This window comes from Diaphorobacter sp. MNS-0 (assembly GCF_019602835.1).
GTDB classification, from domain to species: domain Bacteria; phylum Pseudomonadota; class Gammaproteobacteria; order Burkholderiales; family Burkholderiaceae_C; genus Diaphorobacter; species Diaphorobacter nitroreducens.
Genome location: NZ_CP080761.1, coordinates 1,928,961 through 1,945,585, shown reverse-complemented (window position 1 = coordinate 1,945,585; position 16,625 = coordinate 1,928,961). Strand labels below are relative to the sequence as shown.

15 protein-coding genes are annotated in these 16,625 nt (G+C 66.9%); 9 read left to right on the top strand and 6 right to left on the bottom strand.

Annotated elements, in window-relative coordinates; all coding sequences use genetic code 11:
- The first annotated feature begins 209 nt into the window (after positions 1-209).
- Genes dapC through K2L43_RS09295 form a run of 6 tightly spaced genes read left to right on the top strand, consistent with a single transcriptional unit; the run spans position 210 to position 7,627 of the window.
- Positions 210-1,412 (top strand): succinyldiaminopimelate transaminase, encoded by a 1,203-nt coding sequence (dapC, locus tag K2L43_RS09320; protein WP_220638941.1) that lies wholly within the window; start codon positions 210-212, stop codon positions 1,410-1,412.
- An 8-nt stretch (positions 1,413-1,420) separates the two neighbouring features.
- Positions 1,421-2,245 (top strand): 2,3,4,5-tetrahydropyridine-2,6-dicarboxylate N-succinyltransferase, encoded by an 825-nt coding sequence (gene dapD, locus K2L43_RS09315; RefSeq protein ID WP_015913412.1) that lies wholly within the window; start codon positions 1,421-1,423, stop codon positions 2,243-2,245.
- A 56-nt stretch (positions 2,246-2,301) separates the two neighbouring features.
- On the top strand, positions 2,302-3,465 hold the full coding sequence (locus K2L43_RS09310) for a PilT/PilU family type 4a pilus ATPase (RefSeq protein WP_088886622.1): 1,164 nt from the start codon (positions 2,302-2,304) through the stop codon (positions 3,463-3,465).
- 43 nt (positions 3,466-3,508) lie between these two features.
- Positions 3,509-4,684, top strand: a complete 1,176-nt coding sequence (dapE, locus tag K2L43_RS09305) for a succinyl-diaminopimelate desuccinylase (RefSeq protein WP_220638940.1) — start codon at positions 3,509-3,511, stop codon at positions 4,682-4,684.
- Positions 4,681-5,610 carry a 50S ribosomal protein L3 N(5)-glutamine methyltransferase gene (gene prmB / locus K2L43_RS09300; protein ID WP_220638939.1) on the top strand — a complete coding sequence of 310 codons (930 nt, stop codon included), beginning with the start codon at positions 4,681-4,683 and terminating at the stop codon, positions 5,608-5,610. Before dapE ends, prmB begins: the two co-directional genes overlap by 4 nt.
- Positions 5,611-5,656: 46 nt before the next feature.
- Positions 5,657-7,627 (top strand): ABC-F family ATP-binding cassette domain-containing protein, encoded by a 1,971-nt coding sequence (locus tag K2L43_RS09295; protein ID WP_011805314.1) that lies wholly within the window; start codon positions 5,657-5,659, stop codon positions 7,625-7,627.
- Positions 7,628-8,076: 449 nt separating this feature from the next.
- Here the strand turns inward: K2L43_RS09295 and phbB are convergent, their stop codons facing one another.
- The 3 genes from phbB to K2L43_RS09280 all read right to left on the bottom strand — a co-directional run bounded on the left by phbB (position 8,077) and on the right by K2L43_RS09280 (position 12,099).
- Entirely contained in the window at positions 8,077-8,814 is a 738-nt protein-coding gene (gene phbB, locus K2L43_RS09290; protein WP_015913416.1) for an acetoacetyl-CoA reductase, read from the bottom strand.
- A 246-nt stretch (positions 8,815-9,060) separates the two neighbouring features.
- Positions 9,061-10,239: an acetyl-CoA C-acetyltransferase gene (locus K2L43_RS09285; RefSeq protein ID WP_220638938.1), complete on the bottom strand. Its 1,179-nt coding sequence runs from the start codon at positions 10,237-10,239 to the stop codon at positions 9,061-9,063.
- A gap of 141 nt (positions 10,240-10,380) precedes the next feature.
- On the bottom strand, positions 10,381-12,099 hold the full coding sequence (locus K2L43_RS09280) for an alpha/beta hydrolase (RefSeq protein ID WP_220638937.1): 1,719 nt from the start codon (positions 12,097-12,099) through the stop codon (positions 10,381-10,383).
- Positions 12,100-12,252: 153 nt separating this feature from the next.
- Between K2L43_RS09280 and K2L43_RS09275 the strand changes: the two genes are divergently transcribed.
- A complete protein-coding gene (locus K2L43_RS09275) occupies positions 12,253-12,543 on the top strand; it encodes a hypothetical protein (RefSeq protein WP_011805318.1) in 291 nt (96 codons plus the stop codon).
- On the opposite strand, the gene pgeF is transcribed toward K2L43_RS09275, so the two are convergent.
- On the bottom strand, positions 12,460-13,311 hold the full coding sequence (gene pgeF, locus K2L43_RS09270) for a peptidoglycan editing factor PgeF (RefSeq protein WP_220638936.1): 852 nt from the start codon (positions 13,309-13,311) through the stop codon (positions 12,460-12,462). The genes K2L43_RS09275 and pgeF overlap by 84 nt on opposite strands.
- A 5-nt stretch (positions 13,312-13,316) precedes the next feature.
- Positions 13,317-13,985 carry a maleylacetoacetate isomerase gene (gene maiA / locus K2L43_RS09265; protein ID WP_220638935.1) on the bottom strand — a complete coding sequence of 223 codons (669 nt, stop codon included), beginning with the start codon at positions 13,983-13,985 and terminating at the stop codon, positions 13,317-13,319.
- A gap of 118 nt (positions 13,986-14,103) precedes the next feature.
- Here maiA and K2L43_RS09260 point away from each other — a divergent pair, with 118 nt between their 5' ends.
- Together K2L43_RS09260 and K2L43_RS09255 are read left to right on the top strand one after the other, a co-directional pair.
- Positions 14,104-14,799 (top strand): fumarylacetoacetate hydrolase family protein, encoded by a 696-nt coding sequence (locus K2L43_RS09260; protein WP_011805321.1) that lies wholly within the window; start codon positions 14,104-14,106, stop codon positions 14,797-14,799.
- Between the two features lie 70 nt (positions 14,800-14,869).
- The gene (locus tag K2L43_RS09255; RefSeq protein ID WP_011805322.1) at positions 14,870-15,418 is read left to right on the top strand and encodes an NUDIX hydrolase; all 549 of its coding nucleotides are present in this window, start codon (positions 14,870-14,872) and stop codon (positions 15,416-15,418) included.
- On the opposite strand, the gene K2L43_RS09250 is transcribed toward K2L43_RS09255, so the two are convergent.
- Entirely contained in the window at positions 15,411-16,613 is a 1,203-nt protein-coding gene (locus K2L43_RS09250; protein ID WP_220638934.1) for an MFS transporter, read from the bottom strand. The genes K2L43_RS09255 and K2L43_RS09250 overlap by 8 nt on opposite strands.
- Positions 16,614-16,625: the final 12 nt, after the last annotated feature.

The window sequence follows — 16,625 nt, the reverse complement described above, 5'->3', positions numbered from 1 at the left end:
CAGGTCGCAGAATGAATGAAACCGTCATCGCTTTTGTCCCCCTCGATGGCTGAAATGTGCGCCCTGGCGCGTCGCACTGATGAATTGATGCCGTTTGTAACCAAATTTGACGGCTGTGTAGAGCGATCAAACCCTGTAGTTGTTTTTGGGAACGGGTGGCGGGGCCGCGCCCTGTGGCGCCCGGCCGCATCCCTGATAATCGCCCCCCTATGAATCCCCTGCTCTCCCTACTGCAGCCCTATCCGTTCGAGCGGCTGCGACAGCTTTTTGCGGGGGTGACGCCCTCGGCCGCACACCGCGCCATCAGCCTGGGCATCGGCGAGCCACGCCATGCAACGCCGCCGTTCATCCAGGAGGCCCTGGCCGCCAACCTGGCAGGCCTGGCCAGCTACCCCTCCACCGCCGGTGACCCCAGCCTGCGCGAAGCCTGTGCCGGCTGGATGCAGCGGCGCTACCATATTCCCGTCAACCCCGCCACGCAGGTGCTGCCGGTGAACGGTTCGCGCGAGGCGTTGTTCGCATTCGCGCAAACCGTGGTGGACCCCACCCGCGCGGGCGCCACCGTGGTGTGCCCCAACCCGTTCTACCAAATCTATGAAGGCGCCACGCTGCTGGCCGGCGCCACGCCGTACTACGCCCCGAGCGATCCAGCCCGCAACTTTGCCGTGGACTGGGACAGCGTGCCCGAGGAGGTATGGCAGCGCACGCAACTGCTCTTCGTGTGCTCGCCCGGCAACCCCACGGGCGCCGTGATGCCCCTGCCCGAGTGGGAGAAGCTCTTCGCGCTGAGCGACCGCTACGGTTTTGTGATCGCCTCGGACGAGTGCTACAGCGAGATCTACTTCCGTGACGAGCCCCCGCTGGGCGGCCTGGAGGCGGCGACCCAACTGGGCCGAGCCGACTACCGCAACCTGATCGCCTTCACCAGCCTGTCCAAGCGCAGCAACGTGCCGGGCCTGCGCAGCGGCTTCGTGGCGGGCGACGCGGCACTCATCAAGGCGTTTTTGCTGTACCGCACCTACCACGGCAGTGCCATGGGTCCCGCCGTGCAGGCCGCCAGCGTGGCTGCCTGGAACGATGAGGTGCACGTGGAAGAAAACCGCGCCCTTTACCGCCAGAAGTTCGCCCAGGTCACGCCCATGCTCGCCGAGGTGATGGACGTGCGCCTGCCCGACGCGGGTTTCTACCTCTGGGCCAAGGTGCCCGACGCCCTGGGCATGAGCGATGCGGAGTTCGCCCAGGCCCTGCTGGCTCAATACAATGTCACGGTATTGCCGGGCAGCTATCTCGCCCGCGATTCCGGCGGCGCCAACCCCGGCGCCCAGCGCGTGCGCATGGCCCTTGTGGCCGAGACCGCGGAATGCGCCGAAGCGGCCTCGCGCATCGTGCAATTCATCCAATCCCGTACGTGATTCCATCCATGACCCAACAATTGCAGACCCTGATCGACAACGCCTGGGACAACCGCGCCAGCCTCTCGCCCTCCGCCGCGCCCAAGGAAGTGGTGGATGCCGTCGAGCATGTGATCGCCGAACTCAACAACGGCAGGCTGCGCGTGGCCACGCGCGAGGGCGTGGGCCAGTGGACCGTGCACCAGTGGATCAAGAAGGCCGTGCTGCTGTCGTTCCGCCTGAAGGACAACGAGCTCATGAAGGCCGGCGACCTGGGCTTCTTCGACAAGGTGCCCACCAAGTTCGCCCACCTGTCCGCCGACGAGATGGCCGCCACCGGCGTGCGCGTGGTGCCGCCGGCCGTGGCGCGCCGCGGCAGCTTCATCGCCAAGGGCGCGATCCTGATGCCCAGCTACGTGAACATCGGCGCCTATGTGGACGAAGGCACCATGGTGGACACCTGGGCCACCGTGGGCTCGTGCGCGCAGGTCGGAAAGAACGTGCACCTGTCCGGCGGCGTGGGGCTGGGCGGCGTGCTCGAGCCCCTGCAGGCCAACCCGACCATCATCGAGGACAACTGCTTCATCGGCGCGCGCTCCGAAGTCGTCGAGGGCGTGATCGTCGAAGAGAACTCGGTCATCAGCATGGGCGTGTACATCGGTCAGAGCACGCCGATCTACGACCGCACCACGGGCGAGACCACCTACGGCCGCGTGCCCGCAGGCTCCGTGGTGGTCAGCGGCAACCTGCCCAAGGACGGCGGCCGCTACAGCATGTACGCGGCCATCATCGTCAAGAAGGTGGACGCCAAGACCCGCTCCACCACCAGCCTGAACGACCTGCTGCGCGACTGAAGCTACGCCGCACCGGCACTGCACGCATACATAACCAGCACTGAGAGGGAACCAGCATGAGCACGATGGAGCGGATTCTGCGCCTGATGGCCGACAAGAAGGCATCCGATGTCTACCTGTCGGCCAACGCACCGGCGCTGATCAAGATCAACGGCGAATGCGTGCCGATCAACAGCCAGATCCTGCCGCCCGACGCGCCCAAGAACCTGCTGTCCGAGATCGTCCCCCCCGACCGCATCGAAGAGCTGGAAGAGACCGGTGAGCTCAACATGGGTGTGCCGCTCACCGGCGTAGGGCGCTTTCGCGTCAGCGCGATGCGCCAGCGCGGCACCTATGCGGTGGTGATCCGCTTCATCACGCAGAACATCCCGCAGTTGTCCACGCTGCACCTGCCGCCGGTGCTCAGCGAGCTGATCATGGAAAAGCGCGGCCTGATCCTGCTCGTGGGCGCCACGGGCTCGGGCAAGAGCACGACGCTGGCGGCGATGCTGGACGCGCGCAACGAGTCCATGACCGGCCACATCCTCACGGTGGAGGACCCGGTCGAATACCAGTTCAAGAACAAGAAGTCCATCGTCAACCAGCGGGAGATCGGCAGCGACACCCAGTCGCTGCAGACCGCGCTCAAGAACGCGCTGCGACAGGCGCCCGACGTGATCCTGATCGGCGAAATCCGTGACCGCGAGACCATGTCCGCCGCCATCGCCTACGCCCAGTCGGGCCACCTGTGCCTGGCCACGCTGCACGGCAACAACAGCTACCACGCCCTCAACCGCATCCTGTCGTTCTACCCCGTGGAGGTGCGCCCCACAATGCTGGGCGACCTGGCATCCGCGCTCAAGGCCATCATCTCGCAGCGCCTGGTGCGCACTACGACCGGCGATCGCGTGCCCGCGGCGGAGGTCATGCTCAACACCAAGCTGGTGGCCGAGCTGGTGGAAAAGGGCGACTTCTCGGGGATCCGCGAGGCCATGGAAAAATCCATGGCCGAAGGCTCGCAGACCTTCGAGGAAGCGCTGGCACACCTGATCCTGGAGGGCAAGATCGACCGCAAGGAAGGCCTGGCCTACGCCGATTCCCCCACCAACCTCATGTGGCGCCTGCAAAACGACTTCTCGGCTGCCGCGAAGTCGGCGCGCGCCGTCAACGATGCCGGCCAGCAGTCCGAGGACGATGCCCCCTCGTTCACCGAGATCGTGCTGGACGTCAAGCCCGCCTGAGCCCGTTTCGCGGCCGCTGCACGGCAGTGCGCCGCCTGTACCCATGTCCCCCACCCTGCTACTGACCGAACAGCTCATCGCCCGCCCCTCCGTCACGCCCGACGACGCGGGCTGCCTGGACCTGCTGACCCGGCGCCTCGCTCCCTTGGGCTTTGCCTGCGAACGACTGGACAGCGGGCCCGAGAACTTCCGCGTCAGCAATTTGTGGTCAAAACGCACTGCAACGCGCTCTGGACAAGCGCAAGCAGCTACCAAAACAGTAGTATTTGCCGGCCACACCGACGTGGTGCCCACGGGCCCCGTGGAGCAGTGGAGCAGCCCGCCGTTCACCCCCACACACCGGGACGGCCGCCTGTACGGCCGCGGCGCGAGCGACATGAAGGCCTCGATCGCCGCATTCGTCGTCGCGGTCGAGGAATTCCTCGCCGCCACGCCCGACCCGCGCCTGGATATCGCGCTGCTGCTGACCAGCGACGAGGAAGGCCCCTCGGTGGACGGTACCAAGGTGGTCATTGAGCAGCTGCGCGCGCGCGGGGAGCGGCTGGACTGGTGCATCGTGGGCGAGCCTACCTCGGTCGAGCAGACCGGCGACATGATCAAGAACGGCCGCCGCGGCACGCTGTCCGGGCGGCTCACCGTGCGGGGGGTGCAGGGCCACATCGCCTACCCGCAGCTGGCGCGCAACCCCATCCATCAGGCCGTGCCCGCGCTCACCGAGCTCGCCGCCACCGTGTGGGATATGGGCAACGCCTTCTTTCCGCCGACCAGCTGGCAGATGAGCAACATCCACGGCGGCACCGGTGCGACCAACGTGATCCCCGGCCAGGTGGTGATCGACTTCAACTTCCGCTTCAGCACCGAATCGACCGCCGAAGGGCTGCAGCAGCGCGTGCATGCGGTACTGGACCGCCACGGACTGGAATACGACCTGACCTGGACGCTGGGCGGCCAGCCCTTCCTGACCACGCCGGGCGAACTGGTGCAGGCGGTGCAGCAAGCCATCCGCGCGGAGACCGGCCTGGAAACCGAGCTGTCCACCACCGGCGGCACCAGCGACGGGCGCTTCATTGCCCAGATTTGCCCCCAGGTGATCGAGCTGGGCCCGCCCAACGCCAGCATCCACAAGATCGACGAGAACGTGCGCTTGGTCGACATCGAGCCGCTCAAGAACATCTACCGCCGCACGCTCGAGCATCTCAACGCACTGGCGGGCGCATGACCGCGAAAGTGCACGGTGACACCGTCGGGGCGCTGGTCGCCAGCGGCGCCGCGCGCCTCACACAGGCCGGCGTGGCCTTCGGCCACGGCACTGCCAACGCGCAGGACGAGGCCGCCTGGCTGGTGCTGTGGCGCCTGGGGCTGCCGCTGGACAGCGTGCTCGACGAGGGTGCTGAAGGTTCAGTGGCAAATCGGCCTGTAACGCCCGCCCATCAAGCGCTGGTAGCTACGCTTTTTGAAGAACGCATCGCCACGCGCAAGCCGGCTGCCTACCTCACGCGCGAGGCCTGGTTGCAGGGCGTGCCGTTCTACGTGGACGAGCGCGCCATCGTGCCGCGCAGCTTCATTGCCGAACTGCTGGCCGACGGCAGCATCGACGACTGGCTCAGCGACCAGACGCGCCACGTGCTCGACCTGTGCACCGGCAACGGCAGCCTGGCCGTGCTGGCCGCCATGGCGTATCCCGACGTGCAGGTGACGGGCGCCGACCTCTCGCCCGACGCGCTGGCCGTGGCCCGCATCAACGTGGACCGGCACGGGCTGCAGGAGCGCATCACGCTGGTCGAGTCCGACGGCCTGGCCGCCCTGCCCGGCCCCTGGGACCTGATCCTGTGCAACCCGCCCTACGTCAACGCCGCCAGCATGGCCCAGCTGCCGCCCGAGTACCGGGCCGAGCCCGAGCTGGCCCTGTCCGGCAATATCCGGGGCGGCAGCGACGGCATGGACTTCATTCGCCAGCTGTTGGCCGACGCCCCCGCGCGCATGAGCGAAGACGCCGTGCTGGTGCTGGAGATCGGCAACGAACGCGAACACTTCGAGGCCGCCTTTCCCGACCTGCCCGTGTTCTGGCTGGAGACCAGCGCCGGCAGCGACCAGGTGCTGCTGCTCACACGCCAGGCCCTGCTCCCACTCGCTTCCGCAAAGTGACGGCGCCGGCCCGTCCGGCCCCCGCCCCGTCCATTGGTTTTGACCCATGATCACCCTGAAGAACGTCACGCTGCGCCGCAGCGCCAAGGTATTGCTCGACGGTGTCTCCGTCACCATCAACCCCGGGGAGCATGTCGGCCTGGTCGGGCGTAACGGCGCTGGCAAGTCCACGCTGTTCGCGCTGCTCAATGGTTCGCTGCACGAAGACGGCGGTGACTTCTTCCTGCCCGCGGCCTGGCGCATGGCCCAGGTGGCGCAAAACATGCCAGAGACGGACGAGTCTGCCACCGCCTTCGTGTTGGATGGCGACACTCGCCTGACGGAGCTGCGCCAGGCGCTGCACACGGCCGAGCAGGCGGGTGATGGCATGGCCATCGCCCAGGCGCACTCCGACCTGGCAGACGCCGGTGCGCACGACGCGACCGCACGCGCGCAGGCGCTCATCCTGGGGCTGGGCTTTCAGGTGGCGGAGCTGGAGCGCCCGGTCAACAGCTTCTCCGGCGGTTGGCGCATGCGCCTGCAACTGGCGCGCGCGCTGATGTGCCCCAGCGACCTGCTGCTGCTGGACGAGCCCACCAACCACTTGGACCTGGACGCGCTGGTATGGCTGGAAGCCTGGCTGCAGCGCTACAACGGTACCTTGGTCGTCATCAGCCACGACCGCGAGTTCCTCGACGCCGTGACCCAGGTCACGCTGCACATCGATAACGCGCGCCTGACCCGCTACGGCGGCAACTACAGCAAGTTCGAGGAGCTGCGCGCCCAGCAGCTGGAACTGCAGCAGTCGGCCTACGAGCGCCAGCAGGACAAGATCGCGCACCTGCAGAAATTCATCGATCGGTTCAAGGCCAAGGCCACCAAGGCCAAACAGGCACAAAGCCGCGTGAAGGCGCTGGAGCGCATGGAGAAGATCGCCCCCGTGCTGGCCTCGGCCGACTTCACCTTCGAGTTCAAGGAGCCGGCCAACCTGCCCAACCCGATGCTGGCCATCACCGACGCGTCCTTCGGTTATCGCGCCGAGGATGGCAGCGAGACCACCATCCTGCGCCACGTGAACCGCTCGGTACTGGCCGGCCAGCGCATCGGCATTTTGGGCGCCAACGGCCAGGGCAAGTCCACGCTGGTCAAGACCATCGCCCGCACCATGGCGCCGCTCTCCGGCACCCTGACCGAGGGCAAGGGCCTGTCGATCGGCTACTTCGCGCAGCAGGAGCTGGACGTGCTGCGCCCCGGCGATAACCCGCTGGAGCACATGGTGCGCCTGGCGCGCGAACTGGGTGCCCAGGCCCAGGAACCCAGCCGCGAGCAGGACCTGCGCAACTTCCTGGGCAGCTTCAACTTCAGCGGCGACATGGTGCACCAGGCCGTGGGCACCATGAGCGGCGGGGAGAAGGCCCGCCTGGTGCTGGCCATGATCGTCTGGCAGCGCCCCAACCTGTTGCTGCTGGACGAGCCCACCAACCACCTGGATCTGGCCACGCGCGAGGCGCTGTCCATGGCGCTCAACGAGTTCGAGGGCACGGTGATGCTGGTCAGCCACGACCGGGCGCTGCTGCGCGCCGTGTGCGATGAGTTCTGGCTGGTGGGCCGGGGTGCCGTGGCGCCCTTCGACGGCGATCTGGACGATTACCAGCGCTACCTGCTTGAGGAGTCCAAACGCCTGCGCGAACTGGCCCGCGCAGCCGAGCAGGTGGTCGTTGCCGAGGCCGCGTCCCCAACCGCCACTGCCGCCCCTCCCCTGCGCGACGCCCGCGAACAGCGCCGCCAGGAAGCCCAGGCCCGCCAGCAACTGGCCGAGAAAACCCGCCCCCTCAAGCGAGAGCTTGAAAAAATCGACCAGCGCCTGGAAGCCCTAAACCGGGAAAAAGCGCAGTTGGAAGAACGGCTCATGCAGCCGTTGCCCCCCGCGGAGATCGCGGAATGCGGGCGCAGGCTCAAGGACTGCACCGAAGAGGTGACAGCCCTTGAGGAAAAGTGGCTGGATGTTTCCTCAGCGCTGGAGGAACTGGCGCGCTGAGGGGCTACAGGTATTTTTGGTATCTGTATAAAAACAGCCACCAAGCCTTACGCATAAACCGCAGACAGCTCCTTTTTCAGGAGTAAATTCTGGGGATATCCCGGGGTTGCATTTTTTTGCAGCGAACTGTCAACGTCTCCCCAGGGGGCCGCGTTGTGGGTACATCTAAGGAGTTTTCCCTATGACCATGACTGCAATCCTCTCTGCCTGGCCCGAAGACGAACGTGACCGCAAGCGCGCCCCGGCCCGCCTGTAAGCGTCCACTCGGCCTGTTCTGAAGGCCGTTCGTTGGAGGAATCGCCGCACTGCGCAATTCCAAGCCACTGCCAGGGCCCGCCGGGAGCTACCGGCCCCGATTCACACCGCCCACTTCAGGGTGGAGACAAAAAAGGAACGTGCTGCCACGTTCCTTTTGCATTTCAAGGCAGCCTTTTCCAGCTGCCGCTAGGTCAGCCCATGTGCAGGCCGCCGTTGACCGAGAAATCCGCCCCGGTGGCATAGCCGCCCTCTTCGGAGGCCAGCCACGAAATGATGGACGCGATCTCGCTGGGTTCGCCCAAGCGCTTCACGGGCACAGTGGCGACGATCTTTTCCAGCACATCTGGGCGGATCGCCTTGACCATGTCGGTGCCGATATAGCCGGGGCTCACGGTATTCACCGTCACGCCCTTGGTGGCCAGCTCCTGCGCCAGCGCCATCGAAAAACCGTGCATGCCCGCCTTCGCCGCCGAGTAGTTGGTCTGGCCGGCCTGGCCTTTCTCGCCGTTCACGCTGCTGATGTTGATGATGCGGCCCCAGCCCTTGTCCACCATGTCTGCAACGACCTGCTTGGTCACGTTGAACATGCTGTTGAGGTTGGTTTCGATGACAGCGTCCCAGTCCTCGCGCGACATCTTGAGGAACATGCGGTCGCGTGTGATGCCGGCGTTGTTCACCAACACATCCACGCTGCCATGCTCGGCCTTGGCCTGGGTGAAGGCCTCCACCGTGGACTCCCAGTTGCCCACGTTCCCGACCGACGCGTAAAACGTATAGCCCAGCGCCTTTTGCTCGCCCAGCCACTTGTTGTAGTCGCGCGTGGGGCCGCACCCGGCGATGACCTTGAACCCGTCCCGGTGCAGACGCTGACAGATGGCCGTGCCGATGCCCCCCATACCCCCGGTGACGTACGCAACTTTCTGGCTCATGTGTGCTCCTTGGATGTGTCAAAAGTGAATCAGATCAGTGACCACTCTACCCAAGAATTACGACAATACCGAGGAGGAAAACACTGCGCCCCAGCATTATTGTTGCGGCGCAAAAAACCGGGCATCATCGCGTTTTTGCACTCCGTAGCCAGCCGTTGCCGCCTGCGCCGACAAAAAAGGCCGTACGGGCTTCCCCGTGCGGCCTTTTTTGCATGCAGGGCACCCGTCCCAAAGGGTGCCGCGCCTTCAACGCTCCAGCGCCATGGACACGCCCATGCCTCCACCAATGCACAGCGCGGCCAGGCCCTTCCTGGCATCGCGGCGCTGCATTTCGTGCAGCAGGGTCACCAACACGCGGCAGCCCGAGGCACCGATGGGGTGACCGATGGCGATGGCGCCGCCATTCACGTTGACCTTGGCGGGATCGATGCCGAGTTCTTTGTTCACCGCGCACGCCTGGGCAGCGAAGGCCTCGTTGAGTTCGAACAGGTCCACATCGCCCACGCTCCAGCCCGCGCGCTGCAATGCCTTGCGGGATGCCGGCACCGGGCCCATGCCCATGGTGGCGGGGTCCAGTCCACTGGTGCCGTAGGCCGCAATGCGGGCCAGCGGCTGCAGGCCCAGGGCCGCAGCCTTGGTGGCACTCATCACCACCGCGGCGGCCGCACCGTCATTGATGCCCGAGGCATTGCCCGCCGTGACCGAGCCGGCCTTGTCGAAGGCGGGGCGCAGGCCAGCCAGAGCTTCGGCACTGGTTTTGCGGTTGAGATATTCGTCTGCCGCGAATATGACGGGGTCGCCCTTCTTCTGCGCAAGTGTCACCGGCACGATCTCGTCCGTGAAGCGCCCTGCGTCCTGGGCGGCGGCGGCCTTTTGCTGGCTGGCCAGGGCCAGCGCATCCTGCATCTCGCGCGTGATGCCGTGCTGCCTGGCCACGTTCTCGGCCGTGATGCCCATGTGGTACTGGTTGTACACGTCCCACAGGCCGTCGACGATCATGGTGTCGACCAGCTTCCAGTCGCCCATGCGCTGGCCTTCGCGCGAGCCATTGAGCACGTGCGGTGCCAGGCTCATGTTCTCCTGGCCGCCGGCCACGACGATCTCGCTGTCGCCCGTCGCCACGGCCTGGGCGGCCAGCATCACGGCCTTGAGACCCGAGCCGCACACGGCGTTGATGGTGAGCGCGGGCGTCTCCTGGGCCAGCCCCGCCTTCATCATGGCCTGGCGGGCCGGGTTCTGGCCGCAGCCGGCCGCAAGCACCTGGCCCATGATGACCTCGCCCACCTGATCGGGAGCGACGCGGGCGCGTGCCAGCGCCTCGCGGATGACGATGGCGCCCAGATCGGTCGCGGGGGTCTTGGCCAGTGCGCCGCCAAACTTGCCCACGGGCGTGCGCACGGCGGAAACGATGACGATGTCTTCCATGGTGTGTCCTTTCGGGAGTGGCACCTGCCGGCTGCACGGCCGCAGGCCAGTAGCCATTGTCTGTCGGCCCGGTGTCAGGACTATTGCGTAGTCACCCCGCAGCGCGCCGCAACACCGCCCCGGGAGCGTGCGGCGCCGGCCTCAGGCCTTTTGCTGCACGTAGCGCCCTGGCGCGGGTTCGATGGCCTTGAACTTCGGCGCCTTTCCATAGGCCTTGGGTGCGGAGATCTGCCGACCGGCGTGGCCGTGCAGCCATGCGCACCAGTCGTCCCACCAACTGCCGGGCAGTTCGGTGGCCCCAGCCAGCCATGCATCCAGCGTGGCGGGTAGTTGCCCATCCTCGCGCAGCCAGTGGCTGCGCTTTTTCTTGGCGGGCGGGTTGATGACCCCCGCGATATGGCCCGACGCGCCCATCACGAAACGCTTGTCCCCCGGCAATACCTGTGTGGAGGCGTAGGCCGCGCCGATCGGCACGATGTGATCCTCGCGCGAGCCGTAGATGTACACAGGCAGTTGGACCTGGGTCAGGTCGAGTGACTCGCCGCACACGGTGAGCCGCCCCGGCCGGATAAGGTTGTTCTCCAGGTAGAAGTTGCGCAGGTACCAGGCGTAGTACGGCCCAGGCAGGTTGGTGCTGTCGCTGTTCCAGTACAGCAGGTCGAAGGGCGGCGGCGTCTCGCCCTTGAGGTAGTTGCCCACCACATAGTTCCACACCAGGTCGTTCGGGCGCAGAAAGCTGAAGGTGGATGCCAGGTCCTGGCCCTTCATGAGCCCGCCCTGCCCCATCTGCAGTTCGCGCATGCGCACGAAGCCTTCGTCGATGAAGACGTCGAGGATCCCGGTGTCGGCAAAATCGATCAGCGTGGTCAGGAAAGTGCAACTGGCCACAGGCTCCTCGCCACGCGCCGCCAGCACCGCGAGCGCCGTGGCCAGCATGGTGCCGCCCACGCAAAAGCCCAGGGCGTTGATCTGCTTGGCGCCAGCGATCTGCTGCACGGTGGCGATGGCCGTAAGCACGGCCTCGTCGATGTAGTCGTCCCAGGTCTTGTGCGCCAGCGACGCATCGGGGTTGCGCCAGCTCACCACGAAGGTGCGGTGGCCCTGGACCACGGCATGGCGGATCAGCGAGTTGTCGGGCTGCAGGTCCAGGATGTAGTACTTGTTGATGCACGGCGGCACCATAAGCAAGGGCCGCTCGTACACCTTGGGGGTGAGCGGCTTGTATTCCAGCAGCTGGAACAGCTCGTTCTCGAACACCACGGCACCCTCGGTGGTCGCCACGTTGCGGCCCACTTCGAAACGGCTCTCGTCGGTCATTGAGATATGCCCCTGGCCCAGGTCGTGCAGCAGGTTGGCCACGCCCTTGGCGATGCTCTCGCCGTGCGTTTCCAGGGCCTTTTGCTGCGCATCCGCGTTGAACACCAGGAAGTTGCTGGGCGCCATAGCGGCCAGCCACTGCTCCACGCTGAAGCGGATGCGTGCGCGGGTCTTGTCGTCGGCCTGCACCGCGTCGACCAGTCCCATGAGCGCGTGCGCCTGCAACTGGTAGGCCGCGACCGAGAACGCCGACAACGGGTTGTGCGCCCAATTCTCGCCCGCGAACCGGCGGTCGTTGCTGAGGGGTGCATCGTCGTGATGCAGCGCGTGGCTCCACAGCGCCTGCACCTCTTGCAGGTACCGCTGCTGCACCGCAGCCAGCTTGTCGGGCGCGAAGCTCACCGGGCCGGCAGCTGGCATGGACAGCGCGGCGCCCATTTCCTTGGGCTGCAGGACCTGCAGCATCTGACTCCAGCCCTCGCCCACCATCTGCTGAAACTGCCGGGCGCTGTCGGCCCAGCTGGCGTCGAAATTCGTGCTCATGCAGCCTCCATCGCGGCCCAGGCGCGGGCCCCATGTGTCATTGTTGCCCAGCAGGCGGTGCCGCAGAAAACTGCAGCGCATTCGCAGGGCTTTGGGTTTCCGCCGCCGTGGCAAGCCGGCCACAATCGCCGCTTTGCCCTTTCGGAATCGATCATGTACCTGGTGGTTATCGCATGGCTGTATGTCACCGTGTTGATGGCCTTGGCCGAGGCCACGTCCGCCAACGGCACGGCGCTGGGCGCCAGCGTCACCTTCGTGCTGTACGGGCTGCTGCCCATGTCCATCGTGCTCTACATCCTGGGCACGCCCGGGCGAAAGCGCGCGCTGCGCGCCCGGCAGCAGGCCGAGGTGGAAGCCGCCTCAGGCGGCCAGCCAGATGCAGGCGGCCATGCGCCCGCTGCTGCCAAGCCGGGAGGTGTCCCGCCGGTGCGAAAAGAACCGTAACGGATTGGCCACCGTGCACCAGGCGCTGGTGCTGTCGTTGCCGTACAGCGCCGTAACACCGCAGGCGCGCAGGCGGTGGCGTGCCAGCCCGGCCAGGTCCGCCAGCCACTTGCCATCGCTGGCATGCGGGCGAAAGTACGCGGCCGCCCGCGGATCCTGCACACAGAAGACCTCGCGCACCTCCGCGCCCACCTCGAAGGCCTCGGGGCCGATGCAGGGCCCCAGCCAGGCCATTACGTCATCCGCATCCGCCGTCGCTCCGTTTTCAATAGCTGCCCGCGCTTGACCTGCCTGCGCTGCGGGCCTGAAACACTCCAAAGTCGATTCCAACACTCCTGCGGCCAGACCGCGCCAGCCCGCATGCGCCGCGGCCACGCGCGTACCCGCGCGGTTGGTGAACAGTACCGGCAGGCAATCCGCCGCCATCACGATGCAGGCCACGCCTGCGGCCTGCGTGGTGCAGCCATCGGCGTCCAGCCCATCGGGCGTGTGCGCGTCCAGCGGTTGCACCGCCGTGCCATGCACCTGGCGCAGGTATGACGCCCGTACCGCGGAGCCGCCAGCGCCCAGCGCATCCTGCAGCGCAGCCCAGTTGGCCTGCACGGCGGCGGGGTCGTCGCCCACGAAGCGGCCCAGGTTGAAGCTGTCCCAGGGCGGCGCGCTCACGCCGCCGTTGCGCGTGGTGCACAGCGCACGTACCCGGGCGGGCACGGGCCAGTCCGGAACCAGCCAGTCGTGCGGAACTGCGGAGGGAGCGGTCTGTGCCACGGGCTTCAGGCCTCGTGGTCCGAGCAGGCAGACGGCTGCGCGCGCTGGAAGGCCGGCAGCGCCATGCATGCGTCGAACGCGGCCATCGTGCGCGGCAGGCCGTCCATGTCCACATGGAAGCGCCGGCCGTTGAAAATCTGCGGCACCAGGCAGCAGTCGGCCAGCGTGGGCGCATCGCCCCAGCACAGGCGCGAGGCCGCCAGCCCGGCGGCCTGCCGTTCGCCGTCCAGCAGCCCCAGCTGCCGCTCGAACGCCTCCAGGCCCTTGCGCACCCAGTGGCGGTACCAGGCGTCCTTGGAGGCGTCTTCCACCTGCAGCTGGTGCTTGAGGTACTTGAGCACGCGCAGGTTGTTCAGGGGGTGGATCTCGCAGGCCACCATCTGCGCCAGCGCCCGCACGCGCGCGCGCGCCAGCGCGTCGCCGGGCAGCAGCGCAGGCTCGCGGTGGATCTCGTCCAGATATTCGATGATCGCCATCGACTGCGTGAGCAGGTGGCCGTCATCGGTCTGCAACGCCGGCACCAGCGTGTCACCCACGCGGTCGGCATAGCCGGGCGCCAAATGCTCTGCCTTGACCAGGTGGACCGGCAGGTAGTCGTAGGGCAGGCCCTTGACTTCCAGCGCGATGCGCACGCGAAACGATGCCGAGGAGCGGAAGTAGTTGTAGAGCTTCATGCGGCCGCAGCATAAGCCAAGCCGGCGCCGGGCGTAATGCGGGCCACAGCCCATGCGCGGCGCCGCGCCGTGGCACACTGCTTCATCCCTTCACACCGCCGCTACCACCCAGAGAACCATGAGCTATGTGATCCCTCCCGCACCGCAGGCCAGCGTGCCCGTCGTGGGCACAACCCAGCGCTTTCCCGTGCACCGCATCTACTGCGTGGGCCGCAACTATGCCGAGCATGCCAAGGAAATGGGCTTCACCGGCCGCGAGCCGCCGTTCTTCTTCATGAAGCCCGCCGACGCCGTGCTGCCCGTGAACCCGGGCGAGACCGGCCAGATGCCCTACCCCACGCTGACCAAGGACCTGCACCACGAGATCGAGCTGGTGGTGGCCATCGGCAAGGGCGGCAAGCACATCGCCGCGGCAGACGCGCTGTCGCACATCTGGGGTTACGCCGTGGGCCTGGACATGACGCGTCGCGACCTGCAGGGCGAGATGAAGAAGCAGGGCCGCCCCTGGTGCATCGGCAAGGGCTTCGAGGCCAGCGCGCCCATCGGCCCGATCACGCCCGCGGCGCAGGCGGGCGACGTGCAGCAAGCAGCCATCTGGCTGCAGGTCAACGGCACGGACCGCCAGCGCAGTAGCGTGGGCCAGCTGATATGGAACATCGCCGAGACCATCGAACACCTGTCCGCCGCGTGGGAGCTGCAGCCCGGCGACCTGATCTTCACCGGCACCCCCGAGGGGGTGGGCGCGGTGGTGCGCGGCGACGTGCTGGAAGGCGGCATCGACGGCCTGGGCACGCTGCGCGTGGCCGTGGCCTGATTCACTATCATAAAAATAGCTGCTAGCGCTTTCTCCATAAGCGCTGCAGCCGTTTTTTATTCATACAACGATGAATTTCCGCCGCCCCATCAAGCATTGCCGCGCCTGCGGAACGGCCGTGGCCTACCGCGTGCCCGACGACGGTGACACGCGCGAGCGCGCCGTCTGCCCCAGTTGCAACGTAATCCACTACGAAAACCCGCTGATGGTGGTGGGAACGGTGCCGGTACTGGGCGACCACGTGCTGCTGTGCAAGCGCAACATCGAGCCGCGCCGCGGCAAGTGGACCCTGCCGGCCGGCTTCATGGAACTGGACGAGACCACCGTCGAGGGCGCCGCGCGCGAGACCGACGAGGAAGCGGGCGCGCAAATCCAGATGGGCCCGCTGTTTTCGCTGCTGAACGTGCCGCAGGCGGGTCAGGTGCACCTTTTTTACCTGGCCACGCTGCTCAGCGACCGCTTCGATCCCGGCCACGAGACCATCGAGGCACGCCTGTTCACCGAGGACGAGATCCCCTGGGACGAGATCGCGTTTCGCACCGTCAAGCACACGCTGGAGCAATTCTTTGCCGACCGTCGCGCGGGGCACTTCGGCATGCACTGCATCGACATCACCTGAGCAAGCGGCCAGCCCCTGCGCTGCGCCAACCGAGACCCGCAAGGCACAGCGCCGCAAACGCACCGCCGGCCCAGAACGTGGCTGCCGGCCCCACGGCATCCCAGAGCAACCCAGCCACCGCGCTGGCCACCAGCATGGCCAAACCACTGGCCAGGTGGAACACGCCATAGGCCGTGCCGCGCAGGTCGGCCGGAGTTGCATCCGCCACCATGGCCGACAGCAGGCCCTGCGTCATGCCCATGTGAATGCCCCATACGGCCACGCCGGCAATCACCAGGGTCCAGTGCTGGGCCGTTGCGAGCAGCACGTCCGACAGGATCAGCACCACCAGGCCCCAGGCCAGCAGCCGCGTGTGGCTCACGCGGTCCGACAGCTTGCCAAATGGATAGGCCGCCGCCGCATACACCAGGTTCATGGCCACCATCACCAGGGGCACGAGTGCCATGGGTATGCCGATGTTCTGGGCGCGCAGCACCAGGAAGGCTTCGCTGAAACGTGCCAGCGTGAACACCGCACCCACGGCCACCACCCACCAATAGGCGGGCCCCAGGCGGCGGATGTTCTCGCGCCGGATGGGATTGGTGCGGCGCACGCCCCCTTGGGACGCAGGCTCGCGCACGCCCCAGGCCAGCACGGCCACCGACAGCACGCCCGGCACTACCGCCACCCAGAACACGGCGCGAAAGTCGTTGGCCCACAGCAGCATCAGGCCCACGGCCAGCAGCGGCCCGACGAAGGCGCCCACCGTGTCCAGTGACTGGCGCAGGCCGAACGCGGCACCGCGAATCTCCGGCGGGGTCACGTCGGCCACCAGCGCATCGCGCGGTGCGCCGCGGATGCCTTTGCCCACACGATCGATCAGGCGCGCCGTCACGATCAAGCCGGCGCCCGAAGCCAGCGCGAAGAGCGGCTTGGTGACCGCCCCCAGCCCATAGCCCAGCAACGCCAGCCCCTTGCGCCTGCCAAGATAGTCGCTGAGCGTGCCCGAGAACACCTTGACGATCAGCGCCGTGGCTTCTGCCAGACCTTCGATGAGGCCCACCGCGAAGGCCGACATGCCCAGCGCGCCCACCATGAACATCGGCAACAGGCTGTGGATCATCTCGGACGAGATGTCCATCAGCATGCTCACCAGGCCCAGCGCCCATACGGCGGCGGGGATGCGCGCTGGCGAGGGTTGGAGCGGCGTCTGCATGCCAAAGGGCCG